The organism is Oceanospirillum linum (genome assembly GCF_001995095.2).
GTDB lineage: Bacteria > Pseudomonadota > Gammaproteobacteria > Pseudomonadales > Halomonadaceae > Oceanospirillum > Oceanospirillum linum.
Window position 1 is genome coordinate 429,925 of the sequence record NZ_MTSD02000002.1, and the last position, 23,891, is coordinate 453,815.

The following is a 23,891-nucleotide window of genomic DNA, read 5'->3' on the forward strand; positions in this document are numbered from 1 at the left end:
TCAGATCAGGGAAACCAGGTGGTTGGCCATGCTGACAACATCAAGTTTCATCGCCACATAGGTAATAACCAGAACCAGAACAGGAACACCAAAAATAAAAGGTGTCCAACGCCCGGTTTTTACTTCAGTATTTCGCTGACTGATCTCAGGGTAGGCCTCAGGCGATAACAACTCTGCATCATCGTTTAAGCGGCTTGTCTGCCCCGCCATCAGAAGCTGATAGGTATCAAGGCGGATGCGCTCAAGAACTGAGCGCTCAGAACGCTCAAAGAAGCGACCACTGAACCCCAAAGCCATACAGTAATAATAGACTTCCCGGATATCCCGGTGAGCAGGATCAATCATGTTAAGGTCTGCTAATCGATCAAAGAACTCAATACCAGCAGATGCCGTACGGTAATAATTACGTTGCAACAGGTCTGCTGCCCAACGGCCTGAGTCTTTCCATGCATTGTCCAGTAGTGCCTCATCAATAAATGCGACAACCGCAAAGCGGGCTTCGTCATAGTGCTCAGATTGATACCCCCCCCTTCCAGATAAAGGGTGGATTTCTCTGTTAAAAGACGCTCAACATTAAGCCGAACCTCTTCAAAATCCGGTTGAACACCAGAGTCAATCAGTGCTTTCTGCTGCTGGACGTAAACCAGTACATCTACAAAACTATCAATCAGGTGCATGGTTACCCCCTAAGTGAGACCAGCTCTACTTTCAAATCTTCCGGTGCGCCGGGCCAAATCAGACTCAGACAGGCATCACTCTCAACGCTATGCCAAAGGCTCGATGTTACATCCAGGCTAAAATAGTGGGAATTCGGGCGGCTGGGTAACCCCTCCGGGCGGCTGTTCAGCAAATGTTTGCCAATGCCCGGAAGTGCTCTTGCCTGATAAAGTGCAACCTGGCTTTCAGCCCCAAGCTTCGAGTACCGGCGGAAATCTTCTAGCCAGGTGTCCTGTGACTGCACAGTGCGCAAAATAAGGAAGTAGGTTCCTTTACGCTCGCGCATCTCACTATCAAGCACACCTCGGAAGCTTGCATTATCGAGCCGCTCAAAACTCACCATAGCTTCAGATGAGATCGTGATCTCGTTTAGCAGACGATGGATAAGCGTATGGGCCACAGAGAAACAATCGCCAAGCTTAAGATGGTTATAAGCAGGCAAAACAATATTTTCCGGGGCTATCTCGCAGGTCGCACTTGATAAAGGGGTAAAGACAGACAGCTCAGCCGTTAACTCCCGTAGACAGGTATAAGCACGCTCCGGTGGCAAATCGGGAATTTCCAAAATATGGGTTAATGACTGTACGTAACGCACCATTACCTGCAGTGCCAGCCGATAACGCATTTGCCGGGGGTTAAACTCCGAAACCGTATAACTGGTTGCCGGTTGCTTATATTCTTCTAGCTGGCGGGTTCTGGACAAAACCTCTTCACGAATACTACGCAGCAATTCAACAAGATTAGAATCCCCACGCATCGTGATGCAGGGAGCAATAAAATTTTCGTCAGGTTTGACCTGATCTCCTGCACGAATCAGCTGGGCAACGGGAATCAGGTCGTAGCCCACAGCCTGATCCAGCTCTGATTCGAACCACAGTTTTCCCTCAAGAGAAAGCACTTGAGCTTCAACCCGTTCCGCTTGCTCATATCGATTGCTCAGCGTGGCACTCTGACTATCAATAACAAAACGGCTATTCATTGTATTATCAGATGCGCCGGAAATTTCACGCTGCACCAAAGGCTCTTCATTTCTTTTTTTAACCCCGAGATAGATACGCAGAGGTTTATTGCGATCATCCCAGGCAGGCCCGTCAAACAGGCGGCTCGCCAAACGTGCGTTTTCAGGGAAGGAGAAAAGAGTGCCATCCTGAAATAGCACCCTAAGCTGAGAAAATCCGATCTGACCAGCATCCAGGTTAGTGGTATCAACCTTGGCTGAAGCGACCCCCCATGCCAAAGGAGCAACCGTTCTACGGATAACCGACTGGATAAACTCGTTATATGCATCCTGATACTGAAAATGGTTTGGCTGTAGAAACAGCCCTTGGTGCCAGTACAGAGGTTTATTCGTATTCAAAGTAAATCCTGCCTATATCCTTTCGTATCCGTCTTTTGCCGACAGCGGTGCCTGTCAGAGCAAGTAATCAACAGAGCATTGATCGGTTAACAACGTTTGCAGTTTCCGGATGGTGCCCAAACTCGGTATCTCCGCTTCTGCATGCATATCCGAATGCGTCATCTGATCTTTCTTAATATGCCTGTACCTGTAATTCCTCAATTTCTGAAGAGGACATATCCAGCCATAATTTCAGACGCGCAGGCAGATCATCAGGCTGAGGTGGTGGCGGCTCCCCAAACGGCCAGGGTGTTGTGTCATAACAGGGCAGAATCCGAGCCTGTACAGATGGAATAGGAATAATGCGAACACTTTTCTTGCTTTCCATCTCAAAATAACCTGCCACTAAGGCCAGATAACGGACACCCTGCTCCCGATCTAAAACCAGTTGGCGGGTACTGCCTGGCGCAACAACCAGAATATCCTCCCGGACAATATTGGCCGACAGGTCTTTACCTTTCGCTGCCATCAGATCAGACAGGCCAAAAGGACTTTGTCGTAACTCAGAAACAATCGCCGGATTGGTTAACTGAATCACTTTCAAACTCAGTGTATGGGGCTGTCCCATATAGCTATTTAATTGATCAGCAGCATTCACACGCAGAACAATAGCATTAGGCTCATAGACCCATTGATTACCAGGTGCATCCGGTTTCTCTCTGGCGCTATAAAGCCACCGACCTGGACCGTCCTGCCATGACCAGAGCCCTTCTTTGCTGTTATCAGAAGCTTGCTCAATATTAATGCTCTGCTCTTCAGGCTGGGCCGGTATGTCCCCACTCCAGTTATCCCTGGACGGCGGACAAACGGTGCAGGCAGATAAAAAAAGCAAGCAAAATGGCATCAGCCATTTTGCCGCTTTTAAGCCCAGTAGAGGCAATCCAACTGCAGTTGATATGCGGGATATCGCTGCAGAGGAGCAGTGCCTCTCCGGGCGTAAAGAAACAACATCAGTCACGATAACTACTCTGCACCAGCCCAGTTATCAATAGCAGTACTGGAGGCTATCTCATGACTCCATGTGATGCTGTTATAGGTAAAGCGAACCTCTTCAAAAGCCGGGAAGCCATCGTTATCAGGGTCCAGCATATTGGGTGAGCAGGTACGGATAGAAACGATCTTCGCCCCTTCCAGCTCAATGGTGTAGTAATGCACCGGCTGCCCGTCACTACCTGTATCCGCTGGACGGAAAAACTCCAGAGTACACGTCAGAGCCTTCGGTTCAGCGATACACTGAAACAGTAAAGGAGAACTTTTATCAATAAGCTTTCGTATCTCAAGGTATTCATGCTTACGATTCCCCATCACCTGGCCACTGAGCCGGTCAGTTGGAATCGTTGCTTTATGATCAAAAGCGATTACGAATATTTCATCTTCATGTTCAGTTTTGGCAAATGCACCAATACTATCCTCGGTTGAAGAACCTTCAGACAGAGATTCACCATCTTCTGTTTCAATCGTCAGAAAAATTTCACTTGGCATGACTTAATTCCTCTATTTAGGCATTAAACGCGATCTAACAGACCGGTAAGGGACAGAGTAAAGTTCGCACCCATGAACTTGAAATGAGGCGTAACTTCCAGGCCAACCTGATACCAGCCCGCATCTCCGTCAATTTCTGTTACAGTAACCAAAGCCTTCCTTAGTGGCCGTCGGCTTCGGGTAGCCGGAGACGGGTTTTCCTGATCGGCAACATATTGACGGACCCAGCGATTCAGTTCGCCCTCAAGGTCTGCACGACTTTTCCAACTCCCCAGATTCTCACGCTGCAGAACTTTAATGTAATGCGCCAGGCGGTTAACAATAAACAGATACGGAAGCTGAGTGCCAAGACGATAATTCAGTTCAGCCTGACGCTCATCAGGCTCAGTACCAAACTGCTTAGGTCGTTGAACAGAGTTCGAAGAGAAAAAAGTCGCATTATCAGCATTTTTACGCTGTGTCAGCGGAATAAACCCAAGGTCCGACAGCTCATATTCTTTTCTGTCCGATATATAGGTTTCCACAGGCCCGTTCAGAAATTTTGTTCCATCCCGGTCGATCAGATGAACGGACAGGTCTGTAACGGCGCCACCGGACTGAGGCCCGATGATATTAGGGCACCAACGGTATTGGGCAAAGCTATCGACCAGACGGGTGGCATAAGCATAGGCCGCATTAACCCACAGATAGTCAGATTTCTGCTCTACTTCTTCGCTGTAGCTAAAGCTCTTGACGGGCTTACTCTCACCGTATGTCATGCGTCCCATAAAGCGCGGCAAAGTCAGACCAATATTACGTGAGTCATCAGTATCACGCAGGCCACGCCACTTAAGGTACTGAGGCCCCTCAAACAGTGAATCCAGCTCTTTCAGATCCGGCAGTTCATCGTACTCATCCAGACCAAAGAAAGAGGGGCCCACTGAGCCAATGAAAGGCGCATGAGTAACGGCAGCTAAGCCGGAAAGGCTCTCAAGCAGTTTAATATCCTGTGCACCAGGCCCGAATTCATAACCACCAACCAGAACCCCATAGGGCTCACCACCAAACTGGCCATATTCTTCGGTATAAACTTTCTGGAACATTGCGGTTTGATTCAGCTCAGGAGCGTCCTCAAAGTCTTCAAGCAGTTCGTGCTTGTCGACATTCAGTAATTCAATACGGATGTTTTCGTTAAAGTCTGTCCGGTTAACCAAAAATGCCAGTCCGCGCCATGCAGACTCCAGTTTCTGGAATTCCTCATTGTGCAAAATAGCATCCAACTGCTGCCCAAGCCGTTGATCCAGCTCTTCGATCATTTGGTCAACTAAGGATTTATCAACACGCTCAACCGGTTCGGACTGAGTTAGCAGCTCAGAAAACATCGCCTCAACGCCCTGCCGGGCAAGCTCATAGCCTTCATCCTCTTCTGCCAGACGGGTGAACTCAAGGATCTCACCAACCAGAGGCTGAGATTGAGTTTGCTCTTTTACCTGGGTCTCTTCGCTCATCTCTTCGCCCCTATTTCTTCAGACCGAGTTCTTGCATCAGCTTCTTACGGGAGTCTTTATCTTCCAGCATCAACTGTATTGTTTTGCGCATTTTAGGCGTATTACCCAGAGGCCCTTTCAGGGCTTTCAGAGCTTCGCGCAGCTGCAAAACCTTCTGAAGTTCCGGTACAGCCTGAACAATATTATCCGGCTCTAAGTCCTTAAGGCTTTTTGGATCAAGGCTCACCGAAACATCATCGCCACCGGAACTCAATTTGTTCGGCACTGAGAAATCCAGTTTCAGGTTCATACCGGACATCACTTCATCAAAGTTGGCCCGATTCACATTCTTGGTCGCACGTTCATCCAGCACATCCTCATCTGGATCCGGGGTAAACTGCCCCATTACCAGAACTTTAAAGGGGAGCTCCACACGCTCTTTCGCACCGCCAGTAGCCGGGCGATAGGAAATATTGATTCTTTCCTTCGGCGCCACCGACCCTGAATTTTTGCTAGCCATCCGTCACTACTCCGGGTTTAGTATGAAAAAGCCCTGGCACCACCAAAAATGTCTGACGACCAAATGCAGTGCACAACGTCATAGGGCCAAAATGCATTTACTTTTGTAAGATAAAGTAAAAACAATGTAAATTACAAAATAAAATTTTTATATTTTTTATGAGGCAGTTCAAAAAAACGTGTTTTTTTCTAATTAAAAGCATCTACTTAGGAGTAGGGTACTAGGGAATTCCACTTTGAAAAAACCGACTATCCTATATGCAGGAAAACTCAAACAACACACTAGAATAATTACTCTCTTTTTTTCATTATCTTAATATTAGATAAAACAGGTATTAAATTATGGGTCTTTCTTCCGATGTCAATTTCTCATTTAAATGTGACAACTATGCGGATAATGAATTCCGGGTACTACAGTTTTCAGGCTCTGAATTATTAGGTGACCTATACCAATTCGACATCCAGTTAATCAATTACTCGGAAAACCTGGATGCTGAAGATCTACTTAACGGCAACTGTACGTTAGAGATCGATAGTTATGGAAAAAAACGCTCATTTAAGGGTATTTTATCGAATTTTAACTACCTGAAAGCGACAGAGAACGGCTATCTCTATCAGGCCACCCTGGTACCCAGACTTTGGTTACTGACACAATTCACCACCAATGAGGTCTACCTCGGGCTGACATTATCTGAAACATTAACTCTAATTTTTGATGAGGCAGGGCTCACTGCCGATGAATATGATCTGAGCCTTATATCCGGTTACAGAAAATGGGATTACCGCTGTCAATTTGGTGAAAGTCACTACACATTCCTGAAACGCATTACTGAAAGAGAAGGCGTTTACTTTTATTTTGATCAAAAAAGCCAAGCTGTTTTTTGCAATAAAAACAACCAGCACCCCCAGGATTCATACCAGGCATTATATTCAACCGTAACAGGTAATTCATATTCAGATGGTATGCCTGTTATTTTTCAGTGGACAAAGAATATACAAAGAGTTCCGAAGGAGGTTATTGTAAAAGACTACAATAATGACCAACCATCAGTTGATCTATCTGCAAAAGCACTGATTGACAGTTCAGGCATGGGAGAGGTTTTTCGATATTGTGATAACCTTCTCGATCTCGAGGAAGCCAAAGAGTTGGCGGATATCAGAGCCGAAGAACTGCTTATGCAGAAAACCCGTTTTTTTGGCAGTTCACTGGATGTTGAAATATCGCCGGCTCACCCGATACATCTCCAGGGGCACCCCTTAGGGCAGCTCAATATCGAATACACGCCGATATCCGTAAGCCATAACGGCTATGCGCCTGATCTAAGCCAAATTCATCAGACCCACGAACAACCTTACAGTAACACGATTCAATCTATCGCCGCCGATATCCAGTTCCGACCGGAGCAGCGAACGGAGAAGCCCCGTTTTTATGGCGTACTGAACGCGATTATCGATTCCGAAGGCGATGGCCAGTACGCTCATCTGGATAGCCGGGGCCGCTACAAAGTGGTACTTCCCTTTGATCGCAAAGGTCGGGATGGCGCTCAGGCATCCTGGTGGATTCCCATGCCTCAGCCCAACGCCGGTGATAACAGTGGCATGCACTTCCCGCTCTTAAAAGGTGCTGAAGTCCTGCTGAGCTTTATCGGCGGCGACCCTGACCGTCCGGTGATCACAGGTGCTGTCCCTAATGCCTCCAAGCCAAGTATTGTCCAGGAAGATAATCATACACAGAACAAGATTAAGACAGCTGCTAATAACATTATTGAGATGGAGGACGAGGCAGGTTCCGAAAGGATTAAGCTTTTCTCCCCTAACAGCAACTCATACCTACATCTGGGTGCAGCAAACCCGGTAAAAGCCAACGGTATTATGATGATGACCGAAGGGGGCTTCTATCAGGAAGTTGTCAGCGGCTCTCAAATAACAATGACAACCCGTAAGAAAACCGATGCGATCCCTGAAGGGCTCTTAAACACCTCTGATCAGGCAAATGACTTAATTGATGAAAGTACACTGGATGGCGATATCTTCCTAAAAGGGGACGATAATGGAAAGCTCGGTGACAAAATTGAAGATGAGCGAACCGGTGAATACCACTTCGTACGCATAAGCGGCGAACAATACACCTGGACCGATGGTAATACCTACACATTTGGTGGCTCTAAAGACTTTGGCTACGGTAATGGCTATGAAGTGAACTATGTTGAGACCGAGGGTCGAACTACCTGGGATGGTAGCTTCGGCCTGGATTACTTTTCAATACCCGGATACGACCCGGATAAGCTCCTGATCAGCAAGACCATTGGTGATACCTATGATTATCAAACCGGTAACAAAGAAGAGGTCTATTTCGGCCTGGATGAAGTGAGCCGGGGAGCCACATTAGCGACAACAGAGGTTAAAGTTACCGGTGTCAATACTTCAGCCAGCCTGTCCGTTTTAAATTTCGAGTTTGATGTGGGATGCAAATTCTCAGTCAATCTGGGCCCTAGCTTTGAGGTCACCAAAGGCCCACAGCTATCAAAGTCGGATGCCTCACAGGATATTACCGGTGCAAGCGGTGTCGATATTGGATCGGGAGCATTAGGAAGCATCTGCCTTTTTAACTCTCCAGGGATCACCCCAGGGTCGACTGGGGCAACATGGGATAGCGCCCTTAGTAACGCCTTATCAACATCAGCGGCCCTAGAAGCCCAATCTACAGCAGCTAAAGCCGGGAAAACCACCTGGTTAGATCTTGGTGCCGCAAAACTTGAAATGGCAGCGACACCGGCCAGTACAATCAAGCTACTGCCGGCAGGAACAAATATAAATACTCCAAAATTCACCTTGACGACAAGTGCCACAACAGACATATCTGCGGCAACAGCTGTTAATCTAAAAGGGTCTGTAATTACCGCTACAGGGACTACCGGTCCTTCCATTTTCAAAGCCCCAATACTTGGTTTAAAAGGCACGACAACAGCGAACTTAACGGGCGGTACGGTTATGGCTAAAGCGAACACGGCTCTTACCCTGCAAGGCGCTACCATTAATATGAAAGCCAATGCCTTGGGACAAGTTAATGGTGGGGGCATGCTTAAAGTCTCCGCCAGCGGCATGGTGCAATTGGGCTAATATATGACGCAACTGATCGCACCGCCGGAAATGACAATCCAAACCCTTCCTTATGCTTGGAAGGGCAAACAGAGACTGACTGTCAGCCTGATGCTGGCAACCCCCATCGACAACCATCAACCCTACTCCACCCAGGATGCCTGGAACGGCATTATGGAGGTGATTCCTAAAGCGGAATGTTTTGACCTGGGCTACCCCAAACCCCGTGGCGAGGTTTTGGTCTACGGAAATTACTACGCTCCCGACGGCTTTGCGATCAGTTCCGATAACGTTCTGCTACAGGTTGGCAGTATTAAAAAAGAACTCATGGTTACCGGAGAACGTCTTTGGCGTAAAATCCTGACACCCACAACCCCGGAACCTTTTACCCAAATCCCTCTGACCTATGAGATGGGTTTCGGCGGAAAAGAAGATGATCGGAATCCCATCGGCAAAGGCCACCCTCTGGAAAGCGACACGCCGATGCCCCAGCTGGAATACCCAGACCAACTGCTGGTAAAAAAACATCAGAAACCTGCACCGGCGGGGCTTAATGCCACCTCCGTTGACTGGATGCCCCGGAAAACCTTATGGGGGACTTATGACACAGCATGGCAGGAACATGACGCGCCTTTTCTGGCAAAGGATCTTAACCCGGACTTCTTTATGCAGGCGGCGCAGGATCAGTGGTTTGAGCACTATGTACCCGGCAATACTCCGATCCTGTTAGAGAATATGCACCCTCATCATCGGAAAATTGAAGGTCTGACACCGGACTATCAGTTGCAATTCCTGGCAGAAATAAAGGGCCAAGCCTCCCTGCATCAGGCGGTGACCGACACCCTGATATTATTGCCCGATATCAACATGCAAGTTGTTATCGCCCGAGCAGAACTTGAGATCGCCTCCATCGATGGCAGCGAAGTAACGGCACTACTGGCTTCATATTCTGCCATCAATCAACCTGAAAACCGTACCCTACAACACTTTTCCAACCACCTGCAGCTCAGGCGCAGCGATACCATTACCGATGAAGAGATTCTTGACTACAGCCCTTTACGCCCGTCACGGGTTAAAGAGCCGTTAACCCCTCTGGTAATACCCGGACCGGAAAAAACTGAGATTGCACGCCCCGGAACGTTGACCCTAGCCGCACTGGCCGCTGCAGGAGGGCTTGCCGCTAAAATGGCGGCGGCCGCCGCAAAATCAACGGGGGGCGGCCAGGGTTCAAAAGACACAACAACCGCAGATACTGAAGCCCCCGCTACAAGTAAACCCGCAATGGTCGCGGATAAGATCACCGCCGCCCAAGCGGAGCACGTTGCAGATGCCTTAAAAACACAATTTGAAGCGATGGGTTTGACGGACCAGCAGCTCAATGAGTTAATACAGGCGGAGCCAGACCAGATTCCAGTATTGATAAACCAGATGTTAGCCCAGCTGTTCCCCGACCAGGCACTCCCTGATCCTGAAAACCCTGAAGCGGACCCCTTGGTGCAGGAGCAGCTTCATCGTGCAGGAGAGCTAGCCGATGCCAACAGCAGCGCTATTCCTGAAAGTGGCAATGCGGCTATCGATAACGAAATTGCCAGGGCACTGGCCAAGCCCGGGCAATCCCCTGACTTTACGACCCTGGAGCCTTTGGTAGAAGATCAGCTCAACCGGGTGTCCGAAGAATTAGCTCAACTTTATGATGCTTATCCTGGGGATAAGAGTGAATTAGACCCGCCCAGTGATATAGGCACCAAGGCCATTATCAATCTGCTAAAAGGCTTATCCGGAAAATCATGAATCTTGAAGCGTTTATCCAACAGATCCAGAGCGATACCCTGCTTGATGAAGGCATACTTGAAAATGCCATACTCGATCAGATTAACCTGACTCAGCTTGACCTTTCAGGCTGGAGCTTCTCCCGTTGCCACTTTAATGAATGTACCTTATCTGAAATACAGCTCGCCAGTAGTCAGTGGAACGAGTGTCAGTTTAAGGCGTGTGCTTTTACTCAAACTCAATTTAGCAACAGCTTGTTTGTCAGCTGTCAGTGGTCAGAATGCCAAAGCCAAAAGAGCCAGTGGCAAGCCTGCGAATGGATAGAGTGTCAGCTGAACGGCGTAAAAAATGCACATGACTCCTTTGTCGGAGCAAACTTCAGTCAGACTGATTTTAGTAGCTGGCAAACGGAGCATTGTGATCTTAGCGACGCCTCATTTCTGGAGTGCCATCTGAACGGGCCCCTTCACCATGAGCTCTATTCTCCGAGATGCAGCTGGTTGGGCTGCGCTCTGCAACGGAGCCAGTTCCTCCGAGCAAACCTTGAAAACGCCCGTTTCCTTGCCGGCTGTCAACTGGAGGAGGCCAACTTCACCGCTGCTTACCTGGTGAATGCCAGCTTTGCTGAAGCAAGGCTAAGCAGATCCTGTTTTGATGAAGCAGAGCTTCACAGCGTCAACTTCAGTGACTGCCTGTTAACAGAAGCCTCACTTAACAGAATCAGTGCCGAGCGAAGTGTCTGGGTCAGGGCTGATTGTTCCTCAGCGGATTTCTATGGCAGCCTGCTAACCCACACCCTGTGGCTGGAAGCGGACCTGAGATCGACCGATTTCGAAGCCTGCAACCTTTACAGTGCAGACTTTTACCTAGCCACTTTTGGTAAAACCGGGTTTAAGAGATCAAACCTTGATCAGACGCAATTGGAAGAGTGGCAACCCTCATGACAACGGCTCCCGTAACGCAGTTAACTGAAGCGCTTCAGTTCCAGATCAAATCTGATGAAGAGATCCTCGACCGGGTTTTCCAAAAAGAAACCTTTTCAGGCACCGACCTCGCGGTAGCCCGTTTCAGCAACTGCCGGTTTGAGCAGTGTCGCTTTGAGCAGTGTGATCTGCGGGAAAGTGTTTTCGCCACGTGCCAATTTAGCGATAGCCAGTTTATTCGTTGTGATTTTGAGAGTAGCCAATGGCTGAAAAATGAGTTCACTCGCTGCCTGTTTACGGAATCCGATCTCAAGCAGAACCAGTGGCTGGCATGCGAATGGCTGCACTCCCAGTTCAATAAAACCAATTTTCTGCACGCATCCTTTGAGCAAAATAGCCTGGAACAGTGCCAATTCACCGGTTGCCATTTTGAGCATACCACCTTTTTCGAGTCTGACCTGACCCAGTGCTCCAGCACAGACGGGATGACAGAACGCCTTAGCCTTTACCAGTGTAAGATGCACCCCTTCCCTTTTACCGAAGAGCGTTTGGCAAAGCTCCTGATCGCTGAAGCAGACCTTACAGGTGTTGATTTTGCAAAGCGGGATCTGTCTATGACTCAGTTTATGGATTGCATTCTGAATAACATCAGGGCAGATGGCGCAACCCTGGTTCAAACCAACCTTTCAGGTTGCAAGCTTAACAAGGCTCAAATGAATGGGGTTCAGGCAACAGGGGTTTTAATGTCCGGGTGCGAGCTGAACGATGCGACCCTCAATAATAGTCAGCTTGATCAGGCAAGTTTTCAAAATGCGCAGATGAACCGGACTCAGTTAAAAAACTGCCGACTGGAGATGAGTCAGCTGTCGGATGTGCAGCTGCAGCAAGCAGATCTTGCAAACTCTGTATTAACCTATTCAGATCTTAGCAACGCAAATCTTTATCAGGCGGTACTGACCGGGTGCGAACTGACACGATGCAATCTCCATAATGTAAAGGTTGAAGATACGGACTGGACCGGTAGTAATAAACAGGACGCCCTGCCGACCGATGAAAAGAGACTCAAGGCAGCGTTATGGCAAAAACCCTCGGCAAGACAGCATTAAAACAGCAAAAACAGTTAAAATAAATTCAGAAGACCTTTATTGGTATATCAGCAAGGATTCCATATGTTCGCCAACAGTCAACAGGGTGCCATGAGCATGATGATGCCCGATGTGTGTAAAGTCCCTGCACCTCCGGCACCTCCCATACCTATGCCCTTTCCGAATCAGGCCAACAGTATGATGGCGAACCCCGGCACAGCGTCAACCAAAGTAATGATGATGAATATGCCCGCTCACTCCCTGAAGACCCTTGTGCCCTTAAGCATGGGGGGATACGCCAGGTGTCGCCGGTGGTCTTATCTCCAGTAAGATCATGAGCGAATGCCGCCATATGCTGGGCAGTATGAAGGTTATGATTCAGGGCCAGCCAGCGACTAAACTCAGTGCAATGACCGGTCAGAATGGGGCGCCTCAGAACGGCCCACCGGGAGTTACCATTAAACCGGCGCAATCTAAAGTTATGCTTATGGGGTAATCAAGATGTCAATATACTCAGAAAACCGTTCGGCAGAACACAAGGCCAGCCCAGCAGCTCATCCGGTTTTACTGCATGGCCATAAGCTGATGACAGCAGATGTTATCACCGTTTCTTCAGATAATGCCGCCCGACTGATGCTGAATACGCCCATCGGAGTGATTAAGGCCCAGGTCGCATTCAGCTGCCACACCCAGCCGGAAGAGGGTGACACTGTTCTTCTGGCCGATGTTGATGCGGGCTACTTTGTCACAGATATTCTCACCCGCCAGAACCCAAGCCCTGCCAAGCAGAGCTTTCCCCAGGGCGTTGAGCTAAAAAGCGGTAAAAAAATATCACTGGAAAGCCATGAAGAGATCGCCATTAACAGCGTCGGAAAAACGTCGGTAACCGCTGCAGACTTCAGTTTGGCAGCACTGAAAAGCAGAGTACGGATACTTGATCTGGTCGCGCAGATATCAGAATTTAAAGGTCGTTTCACAAAGCTATCATGGATCAGCGATTGGGCGGAACAGAGGGCCAGCACGTTCAGACAACGTTTCAAACGCAGCGACAGAAAAGTTGAAGAGCAGGATGTACAAAAGGCAGGCAGCCTTATCCAGCAGGTCAACAAGACCGCTTCGCTTCGGGCTGAGCATACGATCATAAAAGCCCGTAAAGATGTACAGGTGGATGGTAAGCGAATCCATATGGGCTAAAGCGCTTTACTGAAATAGCAAACAAAAATGCCGCTTGCGATGAAGCGGCATTTTTTTGCTGGGCACAGAGCCCGGATTAATCGAACAGTTCTTCAAGAACCTTATTCGAATCACTTAGGCGCTGAGTCAGAAGCATCACCACAAAACGGTGCAGACGAACAGCCATAAGCTGATTATGGGATTCCATATCCTGTAGGGATTTAGCGGTCAGCCGCATAAGCTGAGTGTCCACTACAGCCGTGGCAGAAGCAGTGCGGATACCTCCCGTATAAACGCCCATTTCACCAATAATGGTTCCCGGCATCATGGTTTTCAGGCGCTGCCGGTTTTCTTCGCCCGTCTCCAGCTCTATATCAACTTTACCCTTGGTAATTAAGTAAAGGGCATCGGCTTTATCACCCTGCTTAATAAAGGTTTCACCGGCTTTAGCATCTACAGGCTCAAAGTAACGTACAAGATGTACCACCTCATAAGGCAGCAGATCTAACCGCTCCTTGAGCACAGACTCCAGCGTATACTCACCCGACTCATTCGTTGGCAAACGACTGAGGAGTTCGTTCTCACACCACTCCAAAGCACGATCCCAGTTAACAAATAAGCCTGCCGTATCCATCAGGCCCCGGGTTGTGAGCTTGGCTTCTTCACCATCCTCAAGCATCTTCAGATCAGAGGATTCCAGCAGTTGCTTCAGCTCATAGGGTACCGCTGTCAATATCAGAATAATATTTCTCTGAACACATGCCCGGTGCAACCTGAGTAACGCATTTGCAGTTGAAGAATCCGTGCCACTGACCCGCGAAAAATCAAGAATCATAAAAACACACGGAGGCTGGAGCATTGTCTTCAGCTCTTCCAGTAACGTATAAGCCGTACCAAAGAACAAAAAGCCCTTCAGGCGTACGACCCGAACCCTGTTGCCATATTTCTCCAGTGCCTTTTTATGACGTAAAGGTCGCTCTACACGGCTACGTAACGTTGTGGCGTCTGTATTGTGATGGATGACCCGCAGGCGGCTGTACTGGCGAACAAACATGAGGATCGTAATCAGGGTGCCCAACAGCACCGCGGGTAAAAAACCACTCAGAATGATCACGGTGAAGATCAAAGCAATAATCTGATAATCCATCATTCCAAATCGACTACGGGATTGGTACAGCCACTGATCCATAAAAATCAGCCCCTGATATACCAATACGACAGCGACCGCAGGTAGTGGCAAATAAGCCCATACAGAACTACCGGCCAGGCAGAAGAGCAGCAGAATGAGAGCCGCAATAATGGCAGGAGCCTTACCTTGCCCCCCCATTTGTTGATTCAGAGTGGTCTGACTTAAAGACAAGGATGCTACTGAGCCCCCCATCAAGCCCGTCAGCAGATTAGCGCCCGATGCAACTTTCAGCTCTCTATCCAGATCAATACTATCCCCAACCGTCAGCTCAAGAGATGTTGCCTGAAGCAGCATAGAAAAGACGCTGATTAATGCCAGCGTAAGAATTCCGCCCCAAGGTAAATTAATCGCATCAGAGACCCCAATGCGGTCATATCTGGGCAGCCAGTTCATAGACCAGAAAGAGAGTGTCCGGCCATCGAAGAACCAGCCACCAGACCACTCAGGAAAGCCAGCACCGAGTAAATTAAACAGGAAAATAAGAATCAGAAAACCTGTCGGCAACACCATAGAGCCGCCCAGCTTTTTCTGAGCAAAAAAAAGTAAGCCACCAAAAAAGAGAACCAGCCACACAGAAGGGTTAAGTACCAGATCAAGACTGAGCAATTCCGGCTGAACCAATCGAACGCCACCGCTGAAAAACAGCCAACCGACCCCGGCAAGAAAGCCTGCCAGCACAGGCAAAGGCAAATACCGAATCACGCGCCCCAAACGTGCCTGACCCAACAAAATCATCACCAAAGCGGCCAGTAAAGTGCCGCAAATCATAACCAGGCGTATATCCTGCTGAGCTATCGTTTGCTCTGCGACAAGGGCTGCAGTCATAGCCACAGCACTTGGTAATGGGATCGCAGCCATGCCATCCCGGGAACTAAAGAAGCCAATAGCAAGTGTTGCGATAACAGCCGTCATCAGCAGTGTTGTAATACCCGCCTGAAATTGACTGTAATTGCCGCCACCAAAAAGTAAGGATGCAAACGATAACGAAAGTACCGTACCTATCAGACCTAACATCACTCCGGATGAGAGATTACGCATTGCAGATGTGAACATGGGTTCCCTAATTCTTATTCCAGATTAGCGTGCGAGTATTTAATGAGTCAGAACCAAAGGTTACATTGGATAGTGCTTTTCCATGCGACCATAACATACTTTACCTGAAATCAGACTCCCCTGAAATCAAGCTCCCTGTTGGGGCAAACTTTCATCTTCAAACGGCCTGCAAGCTGTCATAAAACAGGTGCAAACTACGTTGTTAACATCATTTTTCTTATAAACCAGTGAAGTATATTCAGAGAACAGGCGTGTCAGATTTTCCGCTCATTTCTCTCCGGCAATCACTCTCATCTGGCTATCCAGCTTATTCATCAGACGGTGCAGTAGCACACGCTCCTCTTCTGCCAAGGTAGCCACCAAACGACTCTCCCATTCCAGTGCTTTCGGAATAATGGAGTTATAGAGTTTAATACCCGCCTGGGTGAGGCTCAGATGACTTACTCTGTGGTCCTGCTCATCCCGCTCACGATGCAGACAACCTTCCTGACCCAGTTTATGTACCGCCCGGGAAACTTTTGCCTTATCCATTTTGGTACGATGGCTGATATCTGTGGAGATCATTGTAGCCTGCTGACCCAGCAAGGCCAGAATACGCCACTCAGACAAACTAACACCAAACTCAGAGGAATAGACCGCAGTCAGATTGCTACTGATCTGATCTGCAAGCTGGTTAAAGCGATATGGAAGATACTGCTCAAGCTGCAAAGAAGAGCTGATAGTCTGATCGGGTGAATCCCTGAAATCCTGTTCAGGTTTATCTGCAAAATGCTCAGGCGCTTGCATCAAATTCTCGTTTCTTATTGTCAGCTGAGTTTAGTTCGAGGCGAAAGTAAGACTTTGGTCGCATCAGGAAGCGTTTATTATAGTCGTATTAATCTTCCCTTCAAAGCAACTCATCATAAAATCTATACCCGATCAGCATAACAAGGTGTTAGAACTGAAGGATTTCAGTGCCTGGAAAATCTGCTATGCTCCACACTTTCTATATCTTGGTCTGATACCGATCCCCGATAGCCTCTCTCCAGAAAACAGGAGCATCCACGTGCCCAATAATCAACGTCCCCGTATAACCGCTGTAACAGCTGACGGCGAAACAATTGAGCTGAACAATATCAGCGAGCTACACCTGGAATGGGATGAAGGCCTGCCTGCAACACTACTTTTATCTCCGGATCACCTTCAAGGCCCCTCATTGACACTAGAAGTTGGCAGCGCTGAAGATGAAGCTGACAGCCTGACTGAATACGGCATTATTACCTTACGCCCCGGGGCCAGCAATATTGTCGATATCAGCATTGAAACGGAATCCGTTGACGGCAGTAACGACGGCCATTAACCAAAATTTCCATAGTCTACAGCTCCCAGTAAAGCGCCCGGGCCTGACCCCGGGCGCTTTTTTCCACATAGAGACTAAAACCAGAAAATTCAAAACAGTTACATATAAAGGGTTTAATTTGACTTTTCCTGACGGTAGGCTGACCACATACCCTCACTCAGGTTGGCAATGATATGAAGCATTTTATTCAAAAACTAACCATGACCGCCGCGCTAGTATTCACCGCCAACACCCTTGCAGACAACGCCCAGAAAAACAGCCTGAATTTAGTTAGCTTTTACATACCTCACTTTATCGACTCTCAACATCAGGGAGCCTTCTCTCAGCTTCTCAGGCGCATTCAAGAACTCACAAACTACCACCTGGAACTCTCCCTCCAACCCCCCAAGAGAGCCCAGTTCTATTTCGAGAACGGGCAGGCAGAGGTTTATTTCCCCGGCCTTGAAACCAGCATCAAAGGAGAGCACATTCGTTCTGACACTGTATTCTACAAAGAAATTTTTGCCTTTGTCCGTAAGGAAGAGGCCATCCCATCGGACCTGTCTCAACTGAGTGGCAAATCATTAGGCCTCACTGCAGGCTATAACTATGGCAGCATCCTTAACAACATCAGGCTCCCCCCTCAGTACGCTAAAAGCGATAAGATAAATTTCCTGAAGCTTCAGGCAAAAAGGATCGACGTATTTCTTGTAGAACATTACTCCGGTATTAAGGCTCTGGAGCAAAGCGGAGCCAGTAACATTCATTACAACCCCAGCACCCCTATCAGCCGCGAACCAGTTTTTTTTATCTTCAGAAACACACCCCAGGGATACAGGGTCAGAGATGAGTTTAACCAGGCTATCCGCAGTCTCAAAAAGAGTGGCGAGCTGAATAAAATTATTACTGATCGCTACGACTCATCCGACCAGATTGATTCATCGCTATTTTTTCAACAAAATTAACACATACATACAACCAAAACCCGCTACCCAGTCCACATAGGCTGTGCCACTCTGTAACAAAGCAGCAAGACCGTCAGATTATTTAGTAAACAGCGTCAATACAAGGAGTTCTATTTATGCTTCCAGAACATTGGTTAGTAAAAGGGCGGACTGAAGCCTTACACCATCTGGCGGATAAAGAGTGGGATATCATTATTATTGGCGGAGGTATATCTGGGGCGGGCTTATTATTCGAGGCCAGCCGCAGAGGATACAGGGCGCTACTCCTGGAAAAGAATGATTTCGCGTCCGGTTCGTCAAGCCAGTCCAGCAAACTGGTGCACGGTGGCATCCGTTATTTGGCAACAGGTCAACTGAGTCTGACCCGAAATGCCGTTCAGGCAAGAGAACATCTGTGCCAGCAATTACCAGGTTTGGTTGAACATCTGCCACTGGTCATGCCCCACTACCGCAACCACCTTCCGGGACGCTTTAAATTTCGCGCTCTGATGTGGCTTTATGACCTGCTGGCGGGGAAAAAGTATCATAAAGGGCTGAGCGCTGCCGATATTCAAAAAGCGGCACCAAGCCTGCGCAGCCAGCAGTGCTATGGTGCTACTCAATTTAAAGATGCCATCACAGATGATGCCCGCCTGACACTCAGAGTTTTACTTGAAGCGGCACAGTATGGTGGCAAAGCTTTCAATTACTGTAAGGTAGACCGGATCCAGCTGCTTGAGTCGGGTAACCAGTCTGGCGGATTTCAGATTGATATCTCCCCTGAAGATCACCCCATGCTCAGCCTTTCCGCCCGACAAGTCATTCATGCTACCGGAGCCTGGACGCAATCTCCCCGCGCCCACCCGTCGGATCCCCATGACGATCCGGTAAAAATCCGGCCACTACGCGGTAGCCATCTTTTATTTTCCCAAAAGCGACTGCCATTAGAAAAGGGGGTCTGTCTGGTCCATCCCGATGACAGTCGACTCATGTTTGCCCTTCCATGGCTGGGCCACTCACTGGTTGGCACCACGGACCTTGATCACAAAGAGCACATGGATGAGCCGATCAGAATGCAGCAACAAGAACAGGATTATCTGTTTAAGGCGATCAATCACTATTTTCCTGCCAGCAAGCTGACTCCCAAAGATTGCCTGAGCGTCTGGTCTGGTGTTCGGCCTGTGCTTTCAGAACCCGATAGCAACCCTGAACACAAAGCACCGTCTGATGAACGCCGGGAGCATAAACTCTGGTGGCAGGATGGGCAGCTATATCTATGCGGTGGGAAACTTACGACTTTCCAGAAAATGGCCGAAGATGCCATTGATCAGCTGACATTCCGCCCACAGACCCCGGTGGCTAAGCCCTGGCCTGATCTTGGTGCAAACAGTCATAACCAGGGTGAGTTTTTACTCATACCGGAAGCTTTGCACCAGATGTATGGCGCAGATGTCCTGCCTCTTAACAAAATGATACCGGCTGAGCAAAAGGTGGCTGCAACCCCGTATTATAAAGCAGAACTGCACTGGGCACTGGCCCATCTGGCGGTAAAGCATTTGGATGACTTACTGCTCCGCCGCACCAGAATCGGCCTTTTATACGCGGATGGCGGCACCAGTATGAAAGATGAACTTAAAACATTATGTCAAAAGTATATGCACTGGGATGACACAACATTTGAAGACGAATGGCTGCGCTATCAGCAAACGTACCGCAACTTATACCAGCAACCTGATTATAAGTAGCCTGACAGGCATTTGAGTTCAGAAAAAAAGGGAGCCCAAAGGCTCCCAAAAGGTTGATGAGTGTGACGAAAGTCATCAGATCAACTTGCTTTACGCAAGATTGGCACTGATTAAGAACCCTCATCCATCAAAAAGTTCTTGCAGATCTCAAAAATTTTCCATTATTCAAAACCTGAACCCAGTCTTGCAAACCTGCCTTAACGATGCCAAATAAAGCACTTTATCCCCAGAAAACCACTTGACATCCTCGTACAATGACAGTTTTGCACTCTTTTTATGACAGAAAGAAACTCACCAAAAAAATGGACTTGCTTTAGACTTGGCACTGAGGTATTAGTTATTACCCAAATCGTTCTAATCAATTGATTTATAAGGCTTTCAATAAATAAAACATACTGGCCACATGCCGTTTGGCAAAAAAATATCATCTGCTACTTACCCACAAAAGCTGTGAATAACTCTCTGGATAAGTTGAGGAAATTTCCCTGAAGCAGACAAAAAAAGGCATACAGGCTTAGATTGACTATTTTTTGATCACTTCAATTTTCTCTATCGTAAATCGATTGAGATCTTCTATAGCCTCCTATACCAAAGTCGCATAATGTAGTGTAAGACCTGAGCAGGCCTTTGCTGACTATTGTGTCGTACTAAGATAAAATCGACGCCCATTTTGAATACAGGGTAAGTGATAGCTCAGCCACTGATAATCTGGCCTTCTCACGCCCCCCTGACATACCGCAGGTTAACGATCATCTCCAACCTGCCCGGCGAATCACCGCCGAAAACGAACTGTTCTCAGAAAGGCACCCGATTCCGATGATTAAGCAACTGGCCGACACCGCTTTATATACCGACGCAGCTGCCAACTTAACGCAACATGCACCGGCTCCGATACGTGATGAATATCTACGCTTTATCGAAGCACTGAAAGCCACAGGTTTTCAGGGTGACCTGAACCCGGATTACGCCAACCGTGTGGTACTGTCCACGGATAACTCCATTTATCAGGTGCTGCCGCAGGCAGTGCTCTATCCTAAAAACAATGCTGATATCGCCAAAATTACCCACCTTAGCAACCAGCCCGGATTTGAGCAGGTTGTATTAAGCCCAAGGGGTGGTGGTACGGGTACTAACGGCCAGTCGCTGACCGACGGCTTAGTGGTTGATATCTCTAAGCATATGAACCAGATACTGGAGATAAATGCAGAGGAGGGTTGGGTTCGTGTGCAGACCGGTGTCGTCAAAGACCAGCTGAATAAAGCGCTGAAAGAGCACGGCCTGTTTTTCGCACCGGAACTCTCCACCAGTAACCGCGCCACCATTGGCGGCATGATCAATACCGATACCAGCGGTCAGGGCTCCGTGCTGTACGGCAAAACCCGTGATCACGTGCTGGAACTGACCTCGGTCATGCTGGACGGCACCGAGTGGACTTCCGGCCCGATCTCTGATGAAAAACTGGCAGAGATCAAGCAGCGTGAAGATCGTGTCGGTGACGTGCACCGCTTAGCGGATCAGATCTTCAGCGAGCAGGCGGAGTTGATCGAGGCTAAGTTCCCGAAACTGAACCGCTGCCTGACCGGTTACGATCTGGCTCATATCCGCGATGGCAACGGCCAGTTCAACCTGAATGCACTGCTGTGTGGTGCCGAAGGCAGCCTCGCCTTTATCACCGAAGCCAAGCTGAATGTACTGAAAATCCCGAAATACTCAGCTCTGGTGAATATTCAATACGCCAGCTTCAGCGATGCCCTGCGTGATGCTAAAGACCTGATGGACTGGAACCCCACCTCCATCGAAACCGTGGACTCCAAGGTACTGAACCTGGCCATGGGCGATATCGTCTGGGATACCGTGCGCGATTACTTTCCTGAAGGTAAAGACGGCAAAACTATCGCCGGTATCAACCTTGTGGAGTACACCGGTGACGATGAAGCGGAGCTGAACACCAAGTTGGATAAGCTGACCGCCCATCTCGACCAGATTGCCGGTTCTGAACAGGCTGGTAATGGTAAGAGTTTTGCCTACACCATCGCCCGGGGGGCCGGTGAGATCGGTAAGATCTGGGGTATGCGTAAAAAAGCCGTGGGTTTACTGGGTAACGCAGAAGGTGAAAAGCGCCCAATTCCCTTTGTTGAAGATACCGCCGTACCACCAGAAAATCTGGCAGACTTTATTATGGAATTTCGGGAACTGCTGGACAGCCATAATCTGGCCTACGGTATGTTCGGCCATGTGGATGCCGGCGTACTGCACGTCCGTCCGGCTATCGATATGAAAGACCCGGCGCAGGAAAGCATGATCCGCACCATCACCGATGGCGTAGTGAAACTGACCCAGAAATACAAAGGCCTGCTCTGGGGTGAGCACGGCAAAGGTGTTCGCTCTGAATACGCGCCAGAATTTTTCGGTGAGCTATATCCCTTTATCCAGGAAGTGAAAGCCGCCTTTGACCCACGCAACCAGCTGAATCCGGGCAAAATTGCGACTCCGGCACAGTCCGGTGCCCAACCTGTATTTATACAGGGCGCTCTTAGAGATGAAGGGCTGTTAAAGATCGACGGTGTCGCCACCCGTGGCCAGCATGACCGTCAGATCACCGAAGCTACCCGTAACGAGTTCAGTGCCGCCATGTACTGTAACGGTAACGGTGCCTGCTACAATTATGACCCGAATGATGCTATGTGCCCCTCCTGGAAAGCGACCCGTGAACGCACTCAGTCGCCAAAAGGCCGCTCATCCCTGATCCGTGAATGGCTGCGCCTGCAGGAAGCAGCCGGTGCCGATCTGCAGCAGGAGGTACGTGAAGTACGCCGGGCAAGCTTTGTCGGTAGCTTTATCCCCCGCCTGAAAAACACCCTGGCCAAGCGTAAAGGTGGCAAAGAGAACGAAGACTTCAGCCATGAGGTCTATCAGGCGATGGCGGGCTGTCTGGCCTGCAAATCCTGTGTCGGCCAGTGCCCGATCAAGGTTAACGTACCGGAATTTCGCTCCAAGTTCCTTGAGCTGTACCACGGCCGCTACCTGCGCCCACTGAAAGACTACTTTGTCGGCACTTTAGAATACGTGATCCCTTACTTTGCCAAGGTGCCGCTGCTGTATAACCTGCCGATGAAGTTCGGCCCGGTTAAGAGCTTACTGAAAAACACCGCCGGAATGGTGGATAGCCCGCTGATCTGCAAAGAGAACATCGCCAAAGAGCTGGCCCGTTATGGTGTTTCCTGGGCAACGCCGGAAGCCCTGAACCGCATACCCGCAGACCAGAAAGATAAAGCCGTGGTCATCGTGCAGGATGCCTTCACCAGCTTCTTTGAAACCCGCCTGGTACTGGATATTTTTGATCTGCTGACCCGATTAGGCTTCCGCGTTTTTATCGCACCATTTAAACCGAACGGTAAACCACTGCACGTACACGGCATGATGAAACAGTTCGGCCGAGCTGCAGCGGATAATGCCGAGATGCTACGGGCCCTGAACCAGACCGGTATTCCACTGGTGGGTATCGACCCGTCCATGACCCTCACCTATCGTCAGGAGTACACCAAGGCGCTGCCGGAAGGTGATGCACCGGAGGTACTACTGCTGCAGGAATGGCTCAGCAATCAGACACAACAACTGGAAGCTTATAAAGCAGCAGATACCCAGGAAGCTGAAAACCAGCCCCAGAAAACCGAGAGCAAAGAAATCTTCCTGCTGGCCCACTGTACTGAAAAAACCAATGCGGCTGCGACAATTAAGATGTGGCAACAGGTCTATGCAGCACTGGGTTATAAGCTGACACTTCAAGCCAGCGGCTGCTGTGGCATGTCCGGCACCTTCGGTCATGAAACGGCAAATCTTGAAACATCAAAAACTATTTACAGTCAGAGCTGGGCTGGCATTGTGGCAGACAAAGATAAACAAGACAGACTGGTAGCCACCGGATACTCCTGCCGCAGCCAAGTAAAGCGCATCGACAGTCAGCAGATCCCGCATCCGCTGCAGTGGTTACGCAATAACATTTAAACCTTAT

At 48.8% G+C, this 23,891-nt stretch carries 20 protein-coding genes; 11 read left to right on the forward strand and 9 right to left on the reverse strand.

Annotation, left to right across the window (positions count from 1 at the left end):
- The 7 genes from BTA35_RS07110 to tssB all read right to left on the reverse strand — a co-directional run bounded on the left by BTA35_RS07110 (position 1) and on the right by tssB (position 5,581).
- Positions 1–474 (reverse strand): DotU family type IV/VI secretion system protein, encoded by a 474-nt coding sequence (locus tag BTA35_RS07110; RefSeq protein ID WP_238377528.1) that lies wholly within the window; start codon positions 472–474, stop codon positions 1–3.
- A complete protein-coding gene (locus BTA35_RS18440) occupies positions 357–677 on the reverse strand; it encodes a hypothetical protein (RefSeq protein ID WP_238377516.1) in 321 nt (106 codons plus the stop codon). Before BTA35_RS18440 ends, BTA35_RS07110 begins: the two co-directional genes overlap by 118 nt.
- Before the next feature lie 2 nt (positions 678–679).
- Positions 680–2,074, reverse strand: coding sequence for a type VI secretion system baseplate subunit TssK (tssK, locus tag BTA35_RS07115; RefSeq protein WP_078319116.1), 1,395 nt, complete (start codon positions 2,072–2,074; stop codon positions 680–682).
- A gap of 172 nt (positions 2,075–2,246) precedes the next feature.
- A complete protein-coding gene (tssJ, locus tag BTA35_RS07120; protein WP_078319117.1) occupies positions 2,247–3,071 on the reverse strand; it encodes a type VI secretion system lipoprotein TssJ in 825 nt (274 codons plus the stop codon).
- A 5-nt stretch (positions 3,072–3,076) separates the two neighbouring features.
- Entirely contained in the window at positions 3,077–3,595 is a 519-nt protein-coding gene (gene tssD, locus BTA35_RS07125) for a type VI secretion system tube protein TssD (protein WP_078319118.1), read from the reverse strand.
- 23 nt (positions 3,596–3,618) lie between these two features.
- Complete coding sequence (gene tssC / locus BTA35_RS07130; protein WP_078319119.1) at positions 3,619–5,082, reverse strand: type VI secretion system contractile sheath large subunit; 1,464 nt, start codon at positions 5,080–5,082, stop codon at positions 3,619–3,621.
- 10 nt (positions 5,083–5,092) lie between these two features.
- Positions 5,093–5,581 carry a type VI secretion system contractile sheath small subunit gene (gene tssB / locus BTA35_RS07135; RefSeq protein ID WP_078319120.1) on the reverse strand — a complete coding sequence of 163 codons (489 nt, stop codon included), beginning with the start codon at positions 5,579–5,581 and terminating at the stop codon, positions 5,093–5,095.
- Between the two features lie 341 nt (positions 5,582–5,922).
- On the opposite strand from tssB, the gene BTA35_RS07140 reads away from it, so the two are divergent.
- The 7 genes from BTA35_RS07140 (at position 5,923) to BTA35_RS07165 (ending at position 13,651) form a co-directional block, all read left to right on the forward strand.
- Complete coding sequence (locus BTA35_RS07140) at positions 5,923–8,700, forward strand: type VI secretion system tip protein TssI/VgrG (RefSeq protein WP_078319121.1); 2,778 nt, start codon at positions 5,923–5,925, stop codon at positions 8,698–8,700.
- Between the two features lie 3 nt (positions 8,701–8,703).
- Positions 8,704–10,470: a DUF2169 family type VI secretion system accessory protein gene (locus tag BTA35_RS07145; protein ID WP_078319122.1), complete on the forward strand. Its 1,767-nt coding sequence runs from the start codon at positions 8,704–8,706 to the stop codon at positions 10,468–10,470.
- The gene (locus BTA35_RS07150) at positions 10,467–11,393 is read left to right on the forward strand and encodes a pentapeptide repeat-containing protein (protein ID WP_078319123.1); all 927 of its coding nucleotides are present in this window, start codon (positions 10,467–10,469) and stop codon (positions 11,391–11,393) included. Before BTA35_RS07145 ends, BTA35_RS07150 begins: the two co-directional genes overlap by 4 nt.
- On the forward strand, positions 11,390–12,478 hold the full coding sequence (locus tag BTA35_RS07155) for a pentapeptide repeat-containing protein (RefSeq protein WP_078319124.1): 1,089 nt from the start codon (positions 11,390–11,392) through the stop codon (positions 12,476–12,478). Before BTA35_RS07150 ends, BTA35_RS07155 begins: the two co-directional genes overlap by 4 nt.
- Before the next feature lie 63 nt (positions 12,479–12,541).
- Entirely contained in the window at positions 12,542–12,787 is a 246-nt protein-coding gene (locus BTA35_RS18270) for a PAAR-like domain-containing protein (RefSeq protein ID WP_202931203.1), read from the forward strand.
- 4 nt (positions 12,788–12,791) lie between these two features.
- The gene (locus tag BTA35_RS18835) at positions 12,792–12,953 is read left to right on the forward strand and encodes a PAAR domain-containing protein (protein ID WP_202931219.1); all 162 of its coding nucleotides are present in this window, start codon (positions 12,792–12,794) and stop codon (positions 12,951–12,953) included.
- Between the two features lie 5 nt (positions 12,954–12,958).
- A complete protein-coding gene (locus BTA35_RS07165) occupies positions 12,959–13,651 on the forward strand; it encodes a DUF3540 domain-containing protein (RefSeq protein ID WP_078319125.1) in 693 nt (230 codons plus the stop codon).
- 76 nt (positions 13,652–13,727) lie between these two features.
- Here the strand turns inward: BTA35_RS07165 and BTA35_RS07170 are convergent, their stop codons facing one another.
- Both BTA35_RS07170 and BTA35_RS07175 read right to left on the reverse strand, forming a co-directional pair.
- Complete coding sequence (locus BTA35_RS07170) at positions 13,728–15,872, reverse strand: SLC26A/SulP transporter family protein (protein ID WP_078319126.1); 2,145 nt, start codon at positions 15,870–15,872, stop codon at positions 13,728–13,730.
- A 267-nt stretch (positions 15,873–16,139) separates the two neighbouring features.
- Positions 16,140–16,658 carry a MarR family winged helix-turn-helix transcriptional regulator gene (locus BTA35_RS07175; protein ID WP_078319127.1) on the reverse strand — a complete coding sequence of 173 codons (519 nt, stop codon included), beginning with the start codon at positions 16,656–16,658 and terminating at the stop codon, positions 16,140–16,142.
- Positions 16,659–16,917: 259 nt separating this feature from the next.
- Between BTA35_RS07175 and BTA35_RS07180 the strand changes: the two genes are divergently transcribed.
- The 4 genes from BTA35_RS07180 (at position 16,918) to ydiJ (ending at position 23,884) form a co-directional block, all read left to right on the forward strand.
- Positions 16,918–17,211, forward strand: a complete 294-nt coding sequence (locus BTA35_RS07180) for a hypothetical protein (RefSeq protein ID WP_078319128.1) — start codon at positions 16,918–16,920, stop codon at positions 17,209–17,211.
- A gap of 173 nt (positions 17,212–17,384) precedes the next feature.
- Positions 17,385–18,155 carry a substrate-binding periplasmic protein gene (locus tag BTA35_RS07185; protein ID WP_078319129.1) on the forward strand — a complete coding sequence of 257 codons (771 nt, stop codon included), beginning with the start codon at positions 17,385–17,387 and terminating at the stop codon, positions 18,153–18,155.
- 116 nt (positions 18,156–18,271) lie between these two features.
- The gene (locus tag BTA35_RS07190) at positions 18,272–19,879 is read left to right on the forward strand and encodes a glycerol-3-phosphate dehydrogenase/oxidase (protein WP_078319130.1); all 1,608 of its coding nucleotides are present in this window, start codon (positions 18,272–18,274) and stop codon (positions 19,877–19,879) included.
- Between the two features lie 816 nt (positions 19,880–20,695).
- Positions 20,696–23,884, forward strand: coding sequence for a D-2-hydroxyglutarate dehydrogenase YdiJ (ydiJ, locus tag BTA35_RS07195; protein ID WP_078319131.1), 3,189 nt, complete (start codon positions 20,696–20,698; stop codon positions 23,882–23,884).
- The last annotated feature ends 7 nt before the right edge of the window (positions 23,885–23,891 follow it).

Excerpts from the sequence above, each read along its gene's own strand:
- BTA35_RS18440 (WP_238377516.1), bottom strand. The coding sequence starts at position 677 with ATGCACCTGATTGATAGTTTTGTAGATGTACTGGTTTACGTCCAGCAG.
- tssC (WP_078319119.1), bottom strand. The coding sequence starts at position 5,082 with ATGAGCGAAGAGACCCAGGTAAAAGAGCAAACTCAATCTCAGCCTCTG.
- BTA35_RS07175 (WP_078319127.1), bottom strand. The coding sequence starts at position 16,658 with ATGCAAGCGCCTGAGCATTTTGCAGATAAACCTGAACAGGATTTCAGG.
- BTA35_RS07185 (WP_078319129.1), top strand. The coding sequence starts at position 17,385 with ATGAAGCATTTTATTCAAAAACTAACCATGACCGCCGCGCTAGTATTC.
- BTA35_RS07140 (WP_078319121.1), top strand. The coding sequence starts at position 5,923 with ATGGGTCTTTCTTCCGATGTCAATTTCTCATTTAAATGTGACAACTAT.
- BTA35_RS07190 (WP_078319130.1), top strand. The coding sequence starts at position 18,272 with ATGCTTCCAGAACATTGGTTAGTAAAAGGGCGGACTGAAGCCTTACAC.
- tssD (WP_078319118.1), bottom strand. The coding sequence starts at position 3,595 with ATGCCAAGTGAAATTTTTCTGACGATTGAAACAGAAGATGGTGAATCT.
- BTA35_RS18270 (WP_202931203.1), top strand. The coding sequence starts at position 12,542 with ATGTTCGCCAACAGTCAACAGGGTGCCATGAGCATGATGATGCCCGAT.
- BTA35_RS07170 (WP_078319126.1), bottom strand. The coding sequence starts at position 15,872 with ATGTTCACATCTGCAATGCGTAATCTCTCATCCGGAGTGATGTTAGGT.
- BTA35_RS07165 (WP_078319125.1), top strand. The coding sequence starts at position 12,959 with ATGTCAATATACTCAGAAAACCGTTCGGCAGAACACAAGGCCAGCCCA.
- ydiJ (WP_078319131.1), top strand. The coding sequence starts at position 20,696 with ATGATTAAGCAACTGGCCGACACCGCTTTATATACCGACGCAGCTGCC.
- BTA35_RS07150 (WP_078319123.1), top strand. The coding sequence starts at position 10,467 with ATGAATCTTGAAGCGTTTATCCAACAGATCCAGAGCGATACCCTGCTT.
- BTA35_RS07155 (WP_078319124.1), top strand. The coding sequence starts at position 11,390 with ATGACAACGGCTCCCGTAACGCAGTTAACTGAAGCGCTTCAGTTCCAG.
- BTA35_RS07145 (WP_078319122.1), top strand. The coding sequence starts at position 8,704 with ATGACGCAACTGATCGCACCGCCGGAAATGACAATCCAAACCCTTCCT.
- tssB (WP_078319120.1), bottom strand. The coding sequence starts at position 5,581 with ATGGCTAGCAAAAATTCAGGGTCGGTGGCGCCGAAGGAAAGAATCAAT.
- BTA35_RS18835 (WP_202931219.1), top strand. The coding sequence starts at position 12,792 with ATGAGCGAATGCCGCCATATGCTGGGCAGTATGAAGGTTATGATTCAG.